This is a genomic window from Streptomyces sp. NPDC032091 (assembly GCF_055580265.1).
In genome coordinates this window covers 364,046-381,224 of record NZ_JBVILR010000003.1, presented here as the reverse complement: position 1 = coordinate 381,224, position 17,179 = coordinate 364,046, and the positions used below count along the sequence as shown (strand labels likewise).

Here is a 17,179-nt window from a genome sequence, read left to right as displayed (position 1 = left end):
GGTGCGTGTCTATCTGGCCGTCGCGGCGGGTGGGTTCCGGCGCTACGCGGCCTACGGGACGGCGACGGCCGCCGGGGTGTTCACCAACACCGTGTTCGGTTTCATCGTCGCGTACACGTACATCGCCCTGTGGGACGAGCGCCCCCACCTCGGCGGCTACGACCAGGCGCAGGCCCTCACCTTCGTCTGGGTCAGCCAGTCCCTCCTGGCGGCCGGCTCGCTCATCGGCGGCGGCTTCCAGGAGGAACTCCAGGAGCGCATCCGTACGGGCGACATCGCCGTCGACCTGTACCGCCCGGCCGACCTCCAGGGCTGGTGGCTCGCGGCCGACCTCGGCCGGGCGGGCTTCCAGCTGCTGGGGCGCGGGCTGCTGCCGCTGACGGCGGGGGCGTTCGCGTTCACCCTCGCGCTGCCGTCCGATCCGCTGCGCTGGCTGCTGTTCCTGCTGTCGGTCGGGCTCGGGCTGGTGGTGGGGTTCGGGGTGCGGTACCTGCTGGCGCTGGCCGCGTTCTGGCTGCTGGACGGCGGGGGCGTGAACCTGATGGCCACCGTCGTGACCGTCTTCTTCTCCGGGATGCTGCTGCCGCTGACCGTCTTCCCCGGCGGCTTCGGGGAGTTGGTGCGGCTGCTGCCGTGGGCGGCGATGCTCCAGGTCCCGCTGGACGTGCTGCTCGGCACCCACGCCGGAGCCGGTGGCGCCGTGCGGGCGCTGGGGTTCCAGGCCGTGTGGGCGCTGGTCCTGCTGGGTGCGGGGCGGCTGGTGCAGTCGGCGGCGACCCGGAAGGTGGTGGTCCAGGGTGGTTGAGGCGACGGCGGACCGCCCGGGTGCGGCAGAGCGCGGGACGAGTGCGGCCGCGCCGGGCGGGTGGCCGTACGGGGCCGCGGCGGGCCCCGGCGGCAGGCTGTGGGAGGGGCTGCGCGGCTACGGGCTGATCGTCGGGATGTGGATCCGCTCGACGATGACGTACCGGGCCTCGTTCCTCCTGGCCACCGTGGGGAACGCGGCGATCACGGTGCTCGACTTCGTCGCGATCACCATCATGTTCTCCCACGTCGAGGCGCTCGGCGGCTTCACCCTGCCCGAGGTCGCGCTCCTCTACGGAACCTGCTCGGCCTCCCTGGGCCTGGCGGACCTGCTCCTCGGCAACACCGAGCGGGTCGGCGCCCGGATCCGCGACGGCTCCCTCGACACCATGCTGGTGCGCCCCGTCCCGCTGCTCGCGCAGGTCGCCGCCGACCGGTTCGCGCTGCGCCGGCTCGGGCGGATCGCGCAGGGGCTGGGGGTGCTGGGCTGGGCGGTCTCGGTGCTGGACGTGCAGTGGACGCCGGGCAAGGTGCTGCTGGTGCCGGTCATGGTGGTGGCCGGGGCGGGGATCTTCGGCGGGTTGCTGGTGGCCGGAGCGGCCTTCCAGTTCGCCGCCGGGGACGCGGCCGAGGTGCAGAACTCCTTCACGTACGGGGGCTGCACCATGCTCCAGTACCCGCCGACGGTGTTCGCGAAGGAGCTGCTGCGCGGGGTGACCTTCGTCGTCCCGCTCGCCTTCGTCAACTGGCTGCCCGCGCTGCACGTGCTGGGGCGGCCCGATCCGCTGGGGCTGCCGGGCTGGGTCGCGTACCTGAGCCCGCTGGTGGCCTTCGCGGTGTTCCTGCCCGCGTCGCTGGCGTGGCGCGCGGGGGTCCGTTCGTACCGAAGCACGGGGAGTTAGTCGTGTCCGATGCCCTCATCCGCGTCGAGGCGGTCGAGAAGGTCTTCGACGTACGCCGCCGGACGGGACTGATGCGCCGGGAGAAACGCCAGGTCAGGGCCGTGGACGGGATCGGATTCGAGATCGCGCGCGGCGAGGTCGTCGGCTACATCGGGCCCAACGGCGCCGGGAAGTCCACCACGATCAAGATGCTGACCGGCATCCTCACCCCCAGCGGCGGCCAGCTGCGCGTGGCGGGCGTCGACCCCGCGCGGGAGCGGATGCGGCTCGCGCACCGGATCGGGGTGGTGTTCGGGCAGCGGACCACCCTGTGGTGGGACCTCCCGCTGAAGGACTCGTACGGGCTGATGCGCCGGATGTACCGGATCCCGCAGGCCCGCTTCCGGGAGAACCTGGACCGCTGCGTGGACCGCCTGGACCTGGGCGCGCTGCTGGACGTTCCCGTGCGGCAGCTGTCGCTGGGGCAGCGGATGCGCGGGGACATCGCGGCCGCGCTGCTGCACGACCCGGAGGTGCTGTACCTGGACGAGCCGACGATCGGGCTGGACGTGGTCAGCAAGGCGCGGGTACGGGGCTTCCTGCGGCAGCTGAACGAGGAGCTCGGGACGACGGTGCTGCTCACCACCCACGACCTCCAGGACATCGAGCAGCTGTGCGAGCGGGTGATGGTGATCGACCACGGCCGGCTGATGTACGACGGGGCGCTGGGCGGGCTGCACGCGCTGGGGGAGGGCGGCGAACGGACGCTGGTGGTCGACCTGGAGCGGGAGCTCCCGCCGCTGGAGGTGGCGGGGGCGCGGGTCGTACGGGTGGAGGGGCCGCGGCAGTGGCTGGCCTTCCCGGCCCGGGAGTCGGCGGCGCCGCTGGTGGCGGCGGTGGCGGCGCGGTACCCGCTGCTGGACCTGTCGGTGCGGGAGCCGGACATCGAGGACGTGATCGCGCGGATGTACGCGGGGCGGGGGTAGCGGATGTATGCGGGGTAGGGGCGGGGGCCGGGGGAGGTCGGGGGGAAATCAGGGGCGGGGTCGGGGTCGGGCCCGGGGTCCGGGCCGTTCTGCCGGGGGCCCTCCCCGCCTAGTCTGGCCCGCATGAGCGACGAGCGCCCGGAGCAGGCGACGCCCGAGAAGACATCCCTGGAGAAGGCCCCTCGGCGGCACGCCCCCGAGGTGGGGGCGACCCCGTCCCTGCGGGCCTCCGACGCCGACCGGGAGCGCGTGGTCGAGCGCCTCCGCGACGCCGTCGCCGAGGGCCGGATCGACATGGACGAGTTCGAGGAGCGGATGGAAGCGGCGTACAAGGCCCGCACGTACGCGGAACTCGAACCCCTGACCCGGGACCTCCCCGACCCCGAACCGACCCCCGTCTCCCGTTTCTCCGCCGCTCCCGCCACCTCCTGGCAGTCCCGGATCGGCGGGACGGCCGGCTCGTCCTCGGCGGTCGCGGTCATGTCGGGGTTCCAGCGCAAGGGGCGCTGGACGGTGCCCGCGCGGTTCAACGCCGTGGCCTTCTGGGGCGGCGGGGAGCTCGACCTGCGCGAGGCCGACTTCGCGGCGCCCGAGGTCGTCATCACGTGCGTGGCCGTCATGGGCGGCATCGAGATCACGGTCCCGCCGGGCGTCGAAGTCGACGTACGGGGCATCGGCATCATGGGGGGCTTCGACCAGGGCGGGTCCCCCGAGAACCGCCCGGAGCCGGGCGCGCCGCGGGTGGTCGTGAACGGCCTCGCCTTCTGGGGCGGGGTGGCGGTCAAGGTCAGGCAGCCGAAGCCGCCGAAGCCGGCGAAGCGGCCCAAGGGCGGCGGGGAGCTCCGCAAGGAGCTCTGACGGGACCCCGCCGGAGGTGATCGGCGGCGCGCCGGGAACTCCCGGAGCCTCCCGGGAGTCGGATGCTATGCAGACAAAACCGGCCATCGGGGGAAGGCAGGAGCACGACATGAAGGAACCGGGACCGGCCGCGGCCCCGCCCGGCCGCGGCGCGTTCGTCTTCAACGAGGCGGACGAGGAGCGGCGGCGCGGCGTCCGCCGGATGAAGACCACGGCGACCGGCCTGCTGATCGTCGTCGCCCTCGTCTACGTCCTGGCCACGTGCGCCCGGCAGGCCTGGGGCGCGGGCGGCTGGGCCGGGTACGTCGCCGCCGCGGCGGAGGCCGGCATGGTCGGCGCCCTCGCGGACTGGTTCGCCGTGACGGCCCTCTTCCGCCGCCCCCTGGGGCTGCCCATCCCCCATACGGCGATCATCCCCACCAAGAAGGACCAGCTGGGGGTCTCGCTGGGGGAGTTCGTGGGCGAGAACTTCCTCTCCGCCGACGTCGTACGCGCCCGGCTGCACGCCCTCGGCATCGGAGGCCGGCTCGGCGCCTGGCTGGCCGAGCCCGAGCACGCCGACCGGGTGACGGCGGAACTGGCCACCGCCCTGCGCGGCGCCCTGACCGTGCTGCGCGACTCCGACGTCCAGGCCGTGGTGGGCGAGGCGATCACCCGGCGGGCGGAGGCGGCCGAGATCGCGCCGGGCATCGGCAAGACCCTGGAGCGCGTCGTCGCCGACGGCGGCCACCACCGCGCGGTCGACCTGATCTGCGCCAAGGCCCACGACTGGCTGGTCACCCACGGGGACTCGGTCATGGACGCGGTCCAGGGCGGCGCCCCCGGCTGGACCCCGCGCTTCGTCGACCGCAAGGTGGGCGACCGGGTGTACAAGGAGCTGCTGCGCTTCGTCACGGAGATGCGCGACATGCCGGGCCATCCGGCGCGCGGGGCGGTGGACCGCTTCCTGACGGACTTCGCGGCGGACCTCCAGTCGGACACGGAGACGCGGGCGCGGGTGGAGCGGCTGAAGTCCGAGGTCCTGGCCCGGGGGGAGGTGCAGGACGTGATCGCGTCGGCGTGGTCGGCGGTCCGCTCGATGATCATCTCGGCGGCGGAGGACGAGCGCAGCGAGCTGCGGCTGCGGGTCCGCTCGTCCCTGATGTCACTGGGCGCCCGGCTGGCGACGGACGGGCGGCTGCAGGCGAAGGTGGAGGGGTGGATCGAGGGCGCGCTGGTCCACGTCGTCACGAGGTACCGCACGGAGATCACGTCGCTGATCACGGACACGGTGGCCGCCTGGGACGCGGAACACACCTCCCGCAAGATCGAGGCCCACATCGGCCGCGACCTCCAGTTCATCCGCATCAACGGCACGGTGGTGGGCGCCCTGGCGGGCCTGCTGATCTACGCGGTCTCGCGGGCGCTGGGGGGTTGATCCACAGCGCCGCCGGCGTGGGGGGCGCCGGGCGCACCTCCGGGGGCGGGGGCCCACACCCGTCCGGGTCCGGGCCCCCTCGCGTCCCGGGGTCACCCCCGGTCGGCCACCGCCCACGCCGCGGCGGCCACGACGCCCGCCGCGCCGACGACGGCCGGCCACGCGCCGACCTTCTTCGCCAGCGGGTGCGCCCCCGCGAAGCCCGCCAGGTACAGCGCCCCGAGGCCGGCCGCCGCCGGGACCCCGCCGCGGCGGTGCCACTCGCGTCCGGCGACGATCCCGGCGGCGCCGAGCACCACACCGCCCAGGGGCCGCTTCTTCGTCCAGCGGGCGACGGCGTAGCCGCCGATCAGCCCGGCCGCCGCCACCGCGGAACTCGGTACCCGCGCCATGGGAACTCCTCGTCGTGTCATGCGTACCGCGTACGTACGCGCCATAAGTCAGGTCAAGCGATGAACCACTCGAACCGTTCGAACGATTCGAACCGTTCGAACCGTTCACGAGGCTAACGCGGACGCCTGGAACCCCGGCGGACCCCCACCGCCCCGAGGGCGAGCACCGCCCCGCCGACCACGGCATGGGGCACCGCCTCCCGCAGTCCGCGCGGCAGCAGCGCCACGATCCCGAGGACGAGCAGGAAGGCGAGCCCGCACCGTCCCACCACCCGCAGCAGTCTGTCCACGGCTGCTCAACGCCCGGCGCCGCCCCGCGACACGCTCACCCGGCGGCCGATTTGTCGGCACACGCCGGGTTCCTCCTATCCGTGGGGTTCACCCCCTCCCTCACCTACCTTCGGTCCACCACCCCGACACCCGCACCCCCCCGCCCACCGGAGCCGCTCGTGATCTCCTACGGCCGCACCGTCCTCGACCTGGCCGACGAACTCCAGGACGTCTACGCCGACGTCTTCTCCGCCCCGCCCTGGAACGAAGACGCAGAAACCATTCGCCAGTTCGCGGGCCGCCTCCAGGCCGACGTCCGCCGCCCGGGCTTCCGTACCGCCTTCGCCCAGTCCCCCGCCGGCGTCGACGGCTTCGCCACGGCGTGGCTGACCCAGGCCCCCTTCCCCGCAGGCCGCGGCTACCCCCAGGTCGCCGCGCAGCTCGGCCGGGACCGGGTGCGCGACCTGCTGATCGGGGCCCTGGAGATAGACGAACTGGCCGTACGGGCCCACGCGCGCGGCACCGGTACCGGCCGGGCCCTCCTCGGCGAGATCACCGCGGACGCCCCGCAGCACCGGGCCTGGCTCCTGACCTCACGCCTGGCCGAGGACACCGTCGCCACCTACCACCGCCTGGGCTGGCACGAGGTCCCCGCACTCCCCGGCACCGAGACGAACGTGGTCGTCTTCCTCTCCCCGAACCACCCGGGCCGCCCCTGAGCCCCCGGGCCGCCCTGAGCCGCCGGGCCCGTCCTGGGCACCCGGATCCCCGGGACCCGGACCGCCCCTGAGCCCCCGGACCCCCGGGCCGCTCCTGATCCCCCGGACTACCCCGGCATCCTTCGCACCCCGGGCCCGGGCACTGGGCCGCCCCCGGGCCGCCGCGGCTCGCACCCGGACCACCCGAACGGGACGACTGTCCACCGCCGGGCCGGGCATACCGGGGCCATGATCACCCACAAGGCATCCGCACCGCTCGCCCGCCGCCAGCTGAACCTCGCCACCCGCCACCAGCTCACCGCGGCCGGCGTCCCCGACACCACCATCACCTCCCGCACCCGCCCCGGCGGCCCCTGGCAACGCCTCCTGCCCCGCGTCTACCTCCTCCAGACGGGCCCGCCCGACCCACGCCAACGCGCCCTGGCAGCCGTCCTGTACGCCGCCGACCCCACGGCGGACCCCCTCACCGGCGACACCGCGGCCCTCACCGGCGGAGCCGCCCTCGCCCTCCTCGGCGTCCGCGACGCCCCGCACACCCCCACCGACGTCCTGATCCGCAGCCCGCGCCGGCTCACCGCCACCCCGGGGGTCCGCCCCGCGACGACCTCCCGCTGGCCCGGCACCCTGACCGTCACCGGCGTGCCCAGCGCCCGCCCGGTCCGCGCCGCCGCCGACTTCGCCGCCCGCTGCCCGGACCCCGACCGGGTCCGCTCCGTCCTGGCCCAGGTCGTCCAGTCCGGCTGGTGCCACCCGCACGACCTCCACACCGAACTCCGCGGCGCCCGCCTCCTGTCCCGCCCGGCGGTCCGGGCCGCCGCCGGGGAACTCCTGGCCGGGGTCCGCTCGATCGCCGAGGCGCAGGCCCGCGACGTCCTCACCACCACGGACCTCCCCACCCCGCTCTGGAACGCCCGCCTCTACACCCCGGACGGCACCTTCCTGGCCAGCCCGGACGCCTACTGGCCCGACGAGGGCGTGGCCCTGGAGATCGACTCGGCGGAGTACCACTACACCCGCGACGCCTGGCACGCCACCCTCCGCCGCCGCCTCCGCCTGGAGGCCCACGGCGTCCTGGTGGTGAGCGCCACCCCGTCGATGATCCGCGACACCCCCAGGGAAGTCCTCAACGCCCTCCGCACCCTCCTCACCCTCACCACCCCCCGCCGCACCCCACCCACCCTCACCGCCCGCGGCCACCAACAACTGGCCCTGCCCCTCTGACCGCAGGGAGCCGTGCGGGTCCGGGCGAGAATGGTGCCGTGGAGAAACTCGCGACGACGGCCGCCGTACGCGCCCGGATGAGCAGGCAGAAGAGCCGTGACACCTCCGTGGAGGTGTCGCTGCGCAGGGCGCTGCATGCGGCCGGGGTCCGTTACCGGATTCACCGCAAGCCGGTGAAGGGCGTGCGGCGCGAGGCCGACATCGTCTTCGGTCCCGCCCGCGTGGCGGTCTTCGTGGACGGCTGCTTCTGGCACGGGTGCCCCCTCCACGCCACCTGGCCCAAGAACAACGCGGACTTCTGGCGCGCGAAGATCGAGGGCAACCGACGCCGGGACATCGACACGGATGCCCGTTTCGCCGAGGCCGGCTGGTTGGTGCTGCGCGTCTGGGAGCACGAGAGTGTCGACGAGGCGGCGGCGCGCGTGCTTCGGACTGTCGCCGACCGCCGCGCCGTACGCCCCTCGACGCGACCACGGCGGCCTGATCACCCTTCGGCGGGGGCGGTACGGGCGGACCCGTCCGGGGTGGATCAGGGCGTGGGGACCCCGTGGCACTCCGCGTAGGGCTTGCCCGAGGTGCACCAGCAGGGGGATGTGGGGGTGGGGGGCCAGGGGGTGGCCTTGCCTCGGGCCGCCAGGGTGGTGGCGTATTCGGCCAGGAGGGACGGGGAGGCCGGGGAGGACTTCTCCGAGGCGGCGAAGGCCTCGTACGAGGGGACGCTGCCCGTGACGATGCCGAGGTTCGTGGTGCCCGAGGCGGCCAGGGCGCGGAGGGAGGATTCGACCTTCGTCAGGTGGGCCTCGTGGGAGGGGTACTCCGCCGTGAGGGTGGGGTAGCCGGTCAGGAGCTCGGACAGTTCGCGGGCGGGCCAGTGGAGGATGGCCACCGGGAAGGGGCGCGAGAGGGCCGCGCGGCGGTCGCCGAGTTCGGCGCGCAGGCGGGCGATCTCGGCGCGGAGCTCCGCCGGGTCGTTGGAGCCCAGGGCCCAGATGCGCTTCGGGTCGTGGAGTTCGTCCAGCGGGATCGGGCCGATGTGGCGGGTGTCGGCGACCATGTCCCAGTCGTCGTGGGGGAGGGCCAGGAGCCGGCGGACGCGGTGGCGGCCCGTCAGGAGCGCGGTGGTGGCCTGGGTGAGGGGGGTGTCCTCCGAGGTGAGGAGGGTCGCCGCCTCGGTGAAGCACTCGTGGGAGGCCTCCAGCTCGTCGTGGGCTTCGAGGGCTTCGGCGATCACCTCCCAGGGGGCCGGGTCCGTGGGCGCCGCGGCGCGGATGCCGGAGATCAGGGCGCGGGCCTCGGCCTCGTGACCGTACTCCCACAGGTTCGCCGCCTGGCGGGCCTTGATCAGGTGGGGGTTGGCGGGGGAGGCGGAGAGCAGGCGGTCGTAGAGCGCGCTCGCGCGGTCCCTGGCGTCGCCCAGTTCGAGGTGGGCGGCGGCCTGGAGGAGCAGCGGCTCCTGGTCCTCGGGGTAGCGGGTCGCCGTGCGGATGAGGCGCTCGGCTTCGGCGATGTGCTCTGCAGGCGTGTCGGGGCGCATGGTTCACACCGTACTGCCGCTGGTCAGTTGAGGGGGGAAGTCTTAGGGTGCCGGCCGTGCGGGATCGGGTGCGCGTGGTGGTGCAGGGGAGTGGTCGGCGGGCGGGCCGCGGGGGTGGGCTCGCGCGGCTGCTGTGGGTGGGCGCCGAGGTGATCACCACGGTGGGGGTGGTGGTGGCGTTGCTGGTGGTGCACCAGGTGTGGTGGACGAATCGGCAGGCCGCGGCCGGTGCGCAGGAGCGGGTGCGGGCTCTGGAGAGGGGATGGGCGGAGGGGGTTGGGGAGGGGAGTGGCCGTGGGAGCGGGAGGGAGGAGGCTGGTGGGGGTGAGGTGGTCGGTGAGCAGCCTGCGGTGGGAGAGGGGGCGGGGGGTGCCGAGGGCGGTTTGAGTGGGGGTTCGGGCGCCGCGGGGGGTTCGTCCGTGGGGGGCGGTGGCGGGGGGAAGGGGGGCGGGAAGCCGGCGTCCGGGGCGTCCGCTCCGGCGCGGGACGAGGCGTACGGCGTGTTGCGGATCCCGCGGCTCGGGCTCTCCGTGCCCGTCGCGGAGGGGGTCGACCGGCGGGCCGTGCTGGACAAGGGGTACGTCGGGCACTACCCGGGGACGGCCCAGCCGGGGGCGGAGGGGAACTTCGCGGTGGCCGGGCACCGGAACACGCACGGGGAGCCGTTCCGGTACCTGAACCGGCTGCGCGAGGGGGACGAGGTCTCCGTCGACCTGCGGGGGCGGCGGTACACGTACGTGGTGGGGAAGGTCCTGGCGGAGACCGGCCCGGGGGACGTGGGGGTCATCGCGCCGGTACCGCGGAGCTCGGTCAGACCGGAATACGGGTACGGGGAGGCGGGGTCCTACATCACGCTGACGACGTGCACGCCCGAGTACACCTCCAGGTACCGGCTGGTGGTCTGGGGGGTCCTCAGGAACGTTGTCGGTACGGCGCGTTAGGGTGGGGAGCAGGTATCGGCCATCAGGGCATCAGGTACCGAGCGTGGGTTCGGTGAGGTGAGGGGGGTGGTCCGCGTGGGTCGTCGTGAGGTGCGGCGGTTCAGTGTCTCCTCCTTCCTGTTCCAGGAGGGCTCCCGCGTCGCCCGCCTGCTCGTCGCGCTCCTGCTGCTCGGCGGGGTCCTCGGGCTGCTGTCCGGGGAGTCCGGGCTGGCGGCCGGGGTGGTCGTGCTCGCCGCGGCGGTCGCCATGGGCGCGGCCCTGCTGGCCGCCTGGCTCGTGCGGCCCGTGCCGCCGCACCGCATACGTACCGCGATCCGTGATCGCGAGCAGCGCACGGCGTTCCTGCCGCAGCGCGATCCCGACGCTTCGGGCCGGTCTCGGCCCCGGGCGCCCGGCCGTCCGGTCCCGACGGCCGCGTAGGGGCGCGCAGTGTCCACTGCCTTCCGCTCTTCCTTCGACTGAACGCTGTTTGTCGCCCCTCGCGGGTCGTCACGCCGAAACGCATTTTCTTTCGACGTTCGACGAGACCCCTCGGAGGGCCCGCGTGTCCGTTTTCACCCATCTCGTTGCCGAGCTGGGCCGGCTCCTGGAGCCGGTACTGGCCGAGTCCGCGACCGCTGCCGCGATCGTGCTGTTCACCCTGCTCGTACGGCTCGCCCTGTTCCCGCTGGGCCGGGCCGCGTTCCGTGCGGCGACCCCGGTGGCGGGGTGCCTGCCGGTGCTGCTCCAGCTGCCGGTGTTCTTCCTGATGTACCGGTCGTTCTCCTCGGGGGACGAACTGCTCGGCCACCGCTTGTTCGCCGCCCCCCTGGGGGCCCGCTGGTCCGGGGCGCTGGAGGCGGGCGGCGTGTTCGGGGCGCAGGGGCTGGTGTTCCTGGGGCTGTTCGCCGCGATCGCGGTGGTCGCCGCGTGGAGTGCGGTGCGGGGGCGGCGGGCCGCGGCGGCGGCACCCGCCGTGGCGCCCGTCCCGCCCGCGGTGAAGGGTGCGGGCGGGGCGGCGGCCGCGCCGACCGCCGAGCAGCTGGCGGCGATGCGCAAGCTGGGCGGCGTCCTGCCCCTGCTGTCGTTCGGGACGCTGGTCACGGCCGCCGTCGTACCGCTGGCCGCCGGCCTGTACCTGCTGACCACGACGGCCTGGTCGGTCGCCGAGCGGGCCTGGCTCCAGCGACGGACGGCGGGGACGGGGACGGGGACGGGGACGGGGGCGAGGGAGGGGGCGGGGGCCTGAGCGGCGGTCCGCGCTGCGGCCCGGGGCCGGGATGGCCCGGGCCGGGGCCGGAGGGTGGCGTTCCAGTCCGTGAACAGGGTCTTGCGGATGGAGCGGGCATCTTGGAGGATCAGCCAATCCTCCGATGGCCGCAACCCATCGGCCGGCCCCCGGGCATGCCCGCGGGCCGACCACCCACGACCACGGGAGAATGCCCATGAAGCTGCTGCGTGTCGGACCCGCAGGGTCGGAGCGCCCCGCGCTGCTGGACGAGAGCGGAACCCTCCGGGACCTGTCCGGCCTGATCACGGATGTGGACGGGGCCCTGCTGGCCGACGACTCCGTGCTGTCCCGCGTACGGGACGCCGCCGCGGGCGGAGAGCTTCCGGTGCTCGACGCGGAGGGGCTGCGCGTCGGCTCCCCCGTCGGCCGCATCGGCAAGGTCGTGGGCATCGGCCTGAACTACTTCGGGCACGCGGCCGAGATCGGCGCCGAGCCGCCGGCCGAGCCGATCCTGTTCCTGAAGGCCGCGGACACCGTGGGCGGCCCCGACGACACCGTGCTCATCCCGCGCGGCAGCGTGAAGACCGACTGGGAGGCCGAGCTCGGCGTCGTCATCGGCAGCACCGCCCGCTACCTGGACTCCGCCGAGGAGGGCCTCGCGCACGTCGGCGGGTACGTCCTGGTCAACGACGTGTCGGAGCGCGAGTTCCAGATCGAGCGCGGCGGCACCTGGGACAAGGGCAAGAACTGCGAGACGTTCACCCCGCTCGGCCCCTGGCTGGTCACCGCCGACGAGATCCCGGACCCGCAGGTCCTGGACGTGAAGCTGTGGGTCAACGGCGAGCTCAGGCAGGACGGCAACACCGCCGACCAGATCTTCCCGGTGGGCGAGGTCGTCCGGTACCTGAGCCGGTTCATGACGCTCCACCCCGGTGACGTGATCGTCACGGGCACCCCGGCGGGCGTGGCCATGGGCCAGCCGGAGCCGAAGCCTTACCTGAGGGCGGGTGACGTCGTGGAGCTGGAGATCGAGGGGCTCGGGCGTCAGCGTCAGGAGTTCAAGGGCGCGTAGGCGACGCGCGGGTGACCTCGTAGCGCCGTACCGCACACGGGAGGGGCGGGTCGCCCGAGGCGGCCCGCCCCTTCTCGGCGTCAGCCTTCGGCGGACGCGCGGCGGCGGCGGCCGGCCACGACCAGGCCGGCGCCCGCGGCGAGGGCGGCCGCGCCCGCGCCCGCGGCCCAGGTGGTCTCGGAACCGGCGCCGGTGCTCGCGAGCGGGCCGGAGGAGGAGCCGCCGGCCGGGGCGGTGTTGCCGTTGCCGGTGCCGGTACCCGTGGCGACGGCCGGCTGGACGCCGTCCTTGGCGCCGCCGGTGCCCGTGCCCGTGCCCGTTCCCGTGCCGTGGCCCTCGTCCTTGGCCCGGGCCTCATGCTGGCCGGTCTTGAGGAACGCGGCACGGTCCTCGGGCGTGCCCTTGAGGGCGGCCAGTGCGGCCTTCTTCAGCTCCGGGCCGGCCTTGGCGACCATGGACGCGATCGCCACCTTGTTGTCGTCGTCGCGCAGCTCGTGCTGGGTGGTCGTCACGAAGGTGCGCAGCTGCGCCGGGGTCGGGTTGCCTTCGAGGAGCTTGATGATCCCCTCCTTGAGGCCCGGACCCGCGTCCTTGATCATCCCGAACAGGGCGACCCGGTCGTCCTCGGCGCGGACCTTGTGCTGGCCGGTGGCGACGAACTCGCGGATCTGCTCGCGCGTGCCGTGGTCCAGCAGCTCGTTCACGGCCTTGGTGACGCCCCGGCCGGCGCCGTTGAGCATGCGGAACAGCTCGACGCGGTCGTCCTGGAGGCGTGCCGCGTGCTGCCCCTCGTTCAGGAACGCGGTGTACGCCTCCTGGGTCTCCTTGCGGAGGGCCTCGACCGCGGCCGCCTTGACGGCGCGGCCGCCGGAGTTGTGGATCCGGGAGATCTTGACCTCGTCGTCGGTGAACTGCTCCTTCGCCAGCTCGACCGTCAGGAACCGCCGCATCTGCTCGGCCGTTCCCTTGAGGGCCCTCGCGGCCGCCTCGTGGACGCCGGGGCCGCGGTTCGGGTCGGCCAGCAGCGCCTCGATCGCCGCGCGGTCCTTCGCCGCCTGGGGGTCCTCGGCGGGCTTGTCGGCCGGCTTGTCCGCCGCCGGCTTCCCCTCGGCACCCTGGTCGGGCGCGGTCGGGGACGACGGGGTGGACGGCCCGGCCGCCGCGCCGTCGGCGGCGAAGGCGGGCGAGGAGAGCAGGACGGCCGGGGCTATCGCGGCGGTGGCCACGATCGATGCGATCCGGGGCAGCTTCACAGGTGGGGTTTCCATTCTTCACATGCGTGATGATCGGCAGCCTGTGCAGGATAGATCGTTTGTTCGCACTGAAACCGTCGATTTTGCGACAGGATGGATCAGAGGGCGACGACCGACCCGTCCCGGGACGAAGCGCGCGCCGCCTCCAGGACCGCCAGGCAGTGCGCCGCCTCGTCCGCCGTGACCGGGGCCGGGCCGCCCGTGCGCAGCGCCTCCGCGACCGCCGCGTAGTAGGCCGGGTAGTCGCCCGGAACCGTCGGCACCGGCTCCCCGCCGCCCGTCAGCGGGGATTCGCCGGAGCCGAGCCGCCCCCACAGGTGCTCCGGCTCCTCGCCCCACGCCGCCCCGTCGGGACCGCCCGGGCGCAGACCCTCGCGCAGGGCCGCCTCCTGCGGGTCCAGTCCGTACTTGACGTAGCCGGCGCGCGAGCCGAGGACGCGGAAGCGCGGGCCGAGCTGGGCGGCGGTGGCGCTGACGTGGAGGTGCGAGCGGACGCCGTTCGCATGGGTGAGCGCGATGAACGTGTCGTCGTCGGTCTCCGCGCCCGGGCGGCGCACGTCGGTCTCCGCGTAGACCCGCACGGCCGGACCGAACAGCACCAGCGCCTGGTCGACGACGTGGCTCCCGAGGTCGTACAGCAGCCCGCCGATGTCCTCCGGCGCGCCGGACTCGCGCCAGCCGCCCTTGAGCTGGGGGCGCCAGCGCTCGTAGCGGGACTCGAAGCGCTGGACCTCGCCGAGTTCGCCGTCGGCGAGGAGGCGGCGCACGGTGAGGAAGTCGTTGTCCCAGCGGCGGTTCTGGAAGACGGAGAGGAAGGTGCCGGTGCGCTCGGCGAGGGCGGCCAGTTCGCGGGCCTCGGCGGCGGTGGCGGCCAGCGGCTTGTCCACCACCACGGGAATGCCGGCGGTGAGGGCGGCGGTGGCGAGGGGGACGTGGGTCTTGTTGGGCGAGGCGATGACGACGAGGCCGAGCGGGTCCTCGGCGTCGCCCGTCCGCTCCCACAGCGCGTCGGCGGTGGCGGCGACGCGGACACCGGGGTGGGCGGCGCGGGCCTGGGCCTGCCGGCCGGGGTCGGAGGTGACGACGGTGTCGAGGACGAGGCCCTCGGTCGCGGACACGAGCGGGGCGTGGAAGACGGAGCCGGCAAGTCCGTAGCCGATGAGGGCCACGCGCAGGGGGGTGCGGGGAGAGGCGTTCATGCGTCCACTTTGGCAACAGTGTTGCGCAAGTGCAAGGAGGGTGGACAATGAGGGGGTGAACAGGGGAAACGCCGGGGGCGGTCGGGGCGACGGGAGCGGTGGCGGCAGGGGCGGGGTGAACCTGCCGGCGCTGCGCGGGCACAACGAGGCCCTGCTGCTGGACCTGCTGCGCGCGGCGGGCCCGTCGGGGCTCGGGCGCGCCGAGCTGGCCGGGCGTACGGGGCTCACCCCGCAGGCCGTCAGCAAGATCACCGCCCGGCTCGCGGCGGAGGGCCTGGTGGCCGAGGCCGGCCGTGACGCGTCGACCGGCGGCAAGCCGCGGACCCGGCTGAGGCTGGTCCCGGACGCCCGGCACGCGGTGGGGGTGCACCTGGACCGCGACGAGCTGAGGGCCGTACGGGTCGACCTGGCGGGCGTCGTGGTCGCGGAATGGAGCGGTCCGCTGGACTTCGCGGCGGGGCCGGAGGCGGCGGTGGACGCGGCCGTACGGGCGGTCGCGCGCGTCTCGGGCGGCGCGGGGGCCCCGCCCCTGGCCGGAGTGGGCGCGGCCGCGCCCGGCCCGCTGGACTGGCGGACCGGGGTACTGGGGCGGGTGACGGGGTTCCCGGAATGGGAGGGGTTCCCGCTGCGGGAGGCGCTGTCGGGGCGGCTGGGCGTGGCGGTCGTGGTGGACAAGGACACCAACGCGGCGGTCGCGGCGGGGGAGTGGAGCCGGGCCGGCGGGGGTGGCCGGCCGAGCGGGGTCGACGAAGTGGCTGAGCCGGAGCCGGGCGGGTCGGGCCCGGGCGGGTCGGGCGCGGGCGGGTCGGGCGTGGACGGGCCGGACCTTGGTGGGCCGGGGCCCGGGGCAGGGCCGCGGCCGGGAGGGTCGGGGCCGGGTGGGCCGGGGCCCGGGGCAGGGTCGGGGCCGGCAGGGCCGGGGCCGGGTGGGCTGGGGTTCGGCTCTTGTGTCTACCTGCACGTCGGAACCGGGCTCGGGGCGGGGCTGCGGCTCGACGGCGCGGTGTACCGGGGCGCACGGTCGGGGGCGGGGGAGTTCGGGCACCAGGTGCTGCGGCTGGACGGCCCGCGCTGCCGGTGCGGGGGCCGGGGCTGCCTGGAGGTGCTCTGCCTGGAGGCGGTGGCCCGGGGCGACCTCGTGGAGGCGGCGCGGGTGCTGGGGGAGGGGGCGGCGAACCTGGTGGCGCTCCTGGACGTGGACCGCGTGCTGTTGGGGGGCCGGGTGGTGGCGGGGGCGCCGGAGGTGTTCGTCGGCGGGGTCCGGGAGGTGCTGGCGGCCCGCGCCCTGACGGCCGACCCGCCGGGGGTCGACCTCGCGCCGGCCGGGATCGCGGAGGGGGCGGCGGAGCTGGCCCTGGCACCGCTGTTCGGCCACGGCTGACCCGGGCGACCCGCGCCGGGTCGTGCCGTGCGGGCTGGTGGTCGCCGCCGTCGGCCGGCGTTCGCACCCCGGGTGGTGGGCACCCTGCGCGGTAGGGCGGGGTGGGCCGGGGCCATCCGGGGGGAAAGCGGGAGGCGTCGGGCGTGGGGGTCGGGCGGGGGTGTGGGGTCGTGGGAGGGTGCGGGCACGGCGGGGTGATTGTCGCCTCGTCCGATCATTACTCCGTCCGGCGAGCAGCGAGGTCTTCCATGCGACTGCGCAACGCCCCCGCCCTCACCGCCCTCCTCCTCGCCCTCTCCGCTCCCCCCGCCACCGCGGACACCGGCACCGGAGGCGCCCCCCACCCCGCGCCCGCCCCCGCCATGCCCGCGCCGGCCCTCCCCTCCCGGGCCCGTGCCACCTGCGGAGACGGCAAGAGCGGTGCCTTCCCGATCGGGGCGCGGATCCGCGGCGGTCCGGCCGTGTACCGGGCCGGCGGTGGCCCGCAGAGCTGGCTGCTGGACCTGACGAACACCACCGGCGGCACCTGCACGGCCATCCACCCCGTCATCGTGTTCACCGACGCCGCCCGGGCCCTGCGCCCCGCGCACCTCCGCATGGAGTTCGAGGCGCCGGGCGGCCCCTTCCCCGTCAGCCTGGAGCGCAGCGACCGCGACGAGATCATCGCGGTGTTCGACGGCAAGGACGCCTTCCCCGGCTTCTCCGTACCGGCCGGCGGCTCCACCACGGTCAAGGTGCGGCTCGCCTTCGCCCCCGACGCCCCCTTGGGGGAGGTCGTCGCCGACGCCGCGCTGGTGCAGCGGAAGGGGGACGACGGGGAGTGGGTCGGCGAGGCCGGCGGCTACCGGTTCTCCGTCGAGGGCCCCGAGGAGCCGCAGGACCCCGCCGCGGCGGGGTCACTGGCGCACACCGGGCCCCGGGAGTGGGCGTACGGGGCCGGAGCCGTCGCCGCCGTGGCCGTCGGGGGCGGCCTGCTGCTCGGCGCCCGCCGCCTGCGCCGGGGCCCCCACGCCCCCCGCCCGTCACGCTGAGCCCGGGCAC

At 75.1% G+C, this 17,179-nt stretch carries 19 protein-coding genes; 14 read left to right on the top strand and 5 right to left on the bottom strand.

Annotated features, from left to right (window positions below):
* The first annotated feature begins 1 nt into the window (after position 1).
* From ACZ5NJ_RS07505 to ACZ5NJ_RS07485, 5 genes are all read left to right on the top strand, one after another.
* Complete coding sequence (locus ACZ5NJ_RS07505) at positions 2-805, top strand: ABC transporter permease (RefSeq protein ID WP_468763750.1); 804 nt, start codon at positions 2-4, stop codon at positions 803-805.
* A complete protein-coding gene (locus tag ACZ5NJ_RS07500) occupies positions 798-1,706 on the top strand; it encodes an ABC transporter permease (RefSeq protein WP_468763749.1) in 909 nt (302 codons plus the stop codon). The genes ACZ5NJ_RS07505 and ACZ5NJ_RS07500 overlap by 8 nt, the downstream gene beginning before the upstream one ends.
* Positions 1,707-1,708: 2 nt before the next feature.
* Entirely contained in the window at positions 1,709-2,671 is a 963-nt protein-coding gene (locus ACZ5NJ_RS07495) for an ABC transporter ATP-binding protein (RefSeq protein ID WP_468763748.1), read from the top strand.
* 123 nt (positions 2,672-2,794) lie between these two features.
* On the top strand, positions 2,795-3,529 hold the full coding sequence (locus tag ACZ5NJ_RS07490; RefSeq protein WP_468763747.1) for a DUF1707 SHOCT-like domain-containing protein: 735 nt from the start codon (positions 2,795-2,797) through the stop codon (positions 3,527-3,529).
* Between the two features lie 109 nt (positions 3,530-3,638).
* Positions 3,639-4,946: a DUF445 domain-containing protein gene (locus ACZ5NJ_RS07485; RefSeq protein ID WP_468763746.1), complete on the top strand. Its 1,308-nt coding sequence runs from the start codon at positions 3,639-3,641 to the stop codon at positions 4,944-4,946.
* 92 nt (positions 4,947-5,038) lie between these two features.
* On the opposite strand, the gene ACZ5NJ_RS07480 is transcribed toward ACZ5NJ_RS07485, so the two are convergent.
* Together ACZ5NJ_RS07480 and ACZ5NJ_RS07475 are read right to left on the bottom strand one after the other, a co-directional pair.
* Positions 5,039-5,338: a hypothetical protein gene (locus ACZ5NJ_RS07480; RefSeq protein WP_468763745.1), complete on the bottom strand. Its 300-nt coding sequence runs from the start codon at positions 5,336-5,338 to the stop codon at positions 5,039-5,041.
* Between the two features lie 113 nt (positions 5,339-5,451).
* Complete coding sequence (locus ACZ5NJ_RS07475; protein ID WP_468763744.1) at positions 5,452-5,628, bottom strand: hypothetical protein; 177 nt, start codon at positions 5,626-5,628, stop codon at positions 5,452-5,454.
* A 159-nt stretch (positions 5,629-5,787) separates the two neighbouring features.
* On the opposite strand from ACZ5NJ_RS07475, the gene ACZ5NJ_RS07470 reads away from it, so the two are divergent.
* The 3 genes from ACZ5NJ_RS07470 to ACZ5NJ_RS07460 all read left to right on the top strand — a co-directional run bounded on the left by ACZ5NJ_RS07470 (position 5,788) and on the right by ACZ5NJ_RS07460 (position 8,111).
* Positions 5,788-6,327: a GNAT family N-acetyltransferase gene (locus ACZ5NJ_RS07470; RefSeq protein WP_468763743.1), complete on the top strand. Its 540-nt coding sequence runs from the start codon at positions 5,788-5,790 to the stop codon at positions 6,325-6,327.
* Positions 6,328-6,555: 228 nt separating this feature from the next.
* Positions 6,556-7,548: a hypothetical protein gene (locus tag ACZ5NJ_RS07465; protein WP_468763742.1), complete on the top strand. Its 993-nt coding sequence runs from the start codon at positions 6,556-6,558 to the stop codon at positions 7,546-7,548.
* 38 nt (positions 7,549-7,586) lie between these two features.
* Positions 7,587-8,111, top strand: a complete 525-nt coding sequence (locus tag ACZ5NJ_RS07460; RefSeq protein ID WP_468763741.1) for a very short patch repair endonuclease — start codon at positions 7,587-7,589, stop codon at positions 8,109-8,111.
* Here the strand turns inward: ACZ5NJ_RS07460 and ACZ5NJ_RS07455 are convergent.
* On the bottom strand, positions 8,078-9,082 hold the full coding sequence (locus ACZ5NJ_RS07455) for an SEC-C metal-binding domain-containing protein (protein ID WP_468763740.1): 1,005 nt from the start codon (positions 9,080-9,082) through the stop codon (positions 8,078-8,080). The two genes, ACZ5NJ_RS07460 and ACZ5NJ_RS07455, sit on opposite strands and share 34 nt — an antisense overlap.
* Before the next feature lie 47 nt (positions 9,083-9,129).
* On the opposite strand from ACZ5NJ_RS07455, the gene ACZ5NJ_RS07450 reads away from it, so the two are divergent.
* The 4 genes from ACZ5NJ_RS07450 (at position 9,130) to ACZ5NJ_RS07435 (ending at position 12,305) form a co-directional block, all read left to right on the top strand.
* Positions 9,130-10,023, top strand: coding sequence for a class E sortase (locus tag ACZ5NJ_RS07450; RefSeq protein ID WP_468763739.1), 894 nt, complete (start codon positions 9,130-9,132; stop codon positions 10,021-10,023).
* Between the two features lie 147 nt (positions 10,024-10,170).
* Positions 10,171-10,443: a DUF6412 domain-containing protein gene (locus tag ACZ5NJ_RS07445; protein WP_468763885.1), complete on the top strand. Its 273-nt coding sequence runs from the start codon at positions 10,171-10,173 to the stop codon at positions 10,441-10,443.
* Positions 10,444-10,567: 124 nt separating this feature from the next.
* Positions 10,568-11,251, top strand: coding sequence for a YidC/Oxa1 family membrane protein insertase (locus ACZ5NJ_RS07440; RefSeq protein ID WP_468763738.1), 684 nt, complete (start codon positions 10,568-10,570; stop codon positions 11,249-11,251).
* Positions 11,252-11,447: 196 nt separating this feature from the next.
* Positions 11,448-12,305, top strand: coding sequence for a fumarylacetoacetate hydrolase family protein (locus ACZ5NJ_RS07435; protein ID WP_468763737.1), 858 nt, complete (start codon positions 11,448-11,450; stop codon positions 12,303-12,305).
* An 80-nt stretch (positions 12,306-12,385) separates the two neighbouring features.
* On the opposite strand, the gene ACZ5NJ_RS07430 is transcribed toward ACZ5NJ_RS07435, so the two are convergent.
* Positions 12,386-13,558, bottom strand: coding sequence for an ALF repeat-containing protein (locus ACZ5NJ_RS07430; RefSeq protein WP_468763736.1), 1,173 nt, complete (start codon positions 13,556-13,558; stop codon positions 12,386-12,388).
* Between the two features lie 98 nt (positions 13,559-13,656).
* The gene (locus ACZ5NJ_RS07425; protein WP_468763735.1) at positions 13,657-14,757 is read right to left on the bottom strand and encodes a Gfo/Idh/MocA family oxidoreductase; all 1,101 of its coding nucleotides are present in this window, start codon (positions 14,755-14,757) and stop codon (positions 13,657-13,659) included.
* A gap of 55 nt (positions 14,758-14,812) precedes the next feature.
* Between ACZ5NJ_RS07425 and ACZ5NJ_RS07420 the strand changes: the two genes are divergently transcribed.
* Positions 14,813-16,138 carry an ROK family transcriptional regulator gene (locus ACZ5NJ_RS07420; protein ID WP_468763734.1) on the top strand — a complete coding sequence of 442 codons (1,326 nt, stop codon included), beginning with the start codon at positions 14,813-14,815 and terminating at the stop codon, positions 16,136-16,138.
* 248 nt (positions 16,139-16,386) lie between these two features.
* Positions 16,387-17,169, top strand: a complete 783-nt coding sequence (locus ACZ5NJ_RS07415) for a hypothetical protein (protein ID WP_468763733.1) — start codon at positions 16,387-16,389, stop codon at positions 17,167-17,169.
* Positions 17,170-17,179 lie beyond the last annotated feature (10 nt).

Coding starts and splice junctions, on each gene's coding strand:
- ACZ5NJ_RS07490 (WP_468763747.1), top strand. CDS start 2,795: ATGAGCGACGAGCGCCCGGAGCAGGCGACGCCCGAGAAGACATCCCTG.
- ACZ5NJ_RS07485 (WP_468763746.1), top strand. CDS start 3,639: ATGAAGGAACCGGGACCGGCCGCGGCCCCGCCCGGCCGCGGCGCGTTC.
- ACZ5NJ_RS07480 (WP_468763745.1), bottom strand. CDS start 5,338: ATGGCGCGGGTACCGAGTTCCGCGGTGGCGGCGGCCGGGCTGATCGGC.
- ACZ5NJ_RS07465 (WP_468763742.1), top strand. CDS start 6,556: ATGATCACCCACAAGGCATCCGCACCGCTCGCCCGCCGCCAGCTGAAC.
- ACZ5NJ_RS07455 (WP_468763740.1), bottom strand. CDS start 9,082: ATGCGCCCCGACACGCCTGCAGAGCACATCGCCGAAGCCGAGCGCCTC.
- ACZ5NJ_RS07435 (WP_468763737.1), top strand. CDS start 11,448: ATGAAGCTGCTGCGTGTCGGACCCGCAGGGTCGGAGCGCCCCGCGCTG.
- ACZ5NJ_RS07425 (WP_468763735.1), bottom strand. CDS start 14,757: ATGAACGCCTCTCCCCGCACCCCCCTGCGCGTGGCCCTCATCGGCTAC.
- ACZ5NJ_RS07415 (WP_468763733.1), top strand. CDS start 16,387: ATGCGACTGCGCAACGCCCCCGCCCTCACCGCCCTCCTCCTCGCCCTC.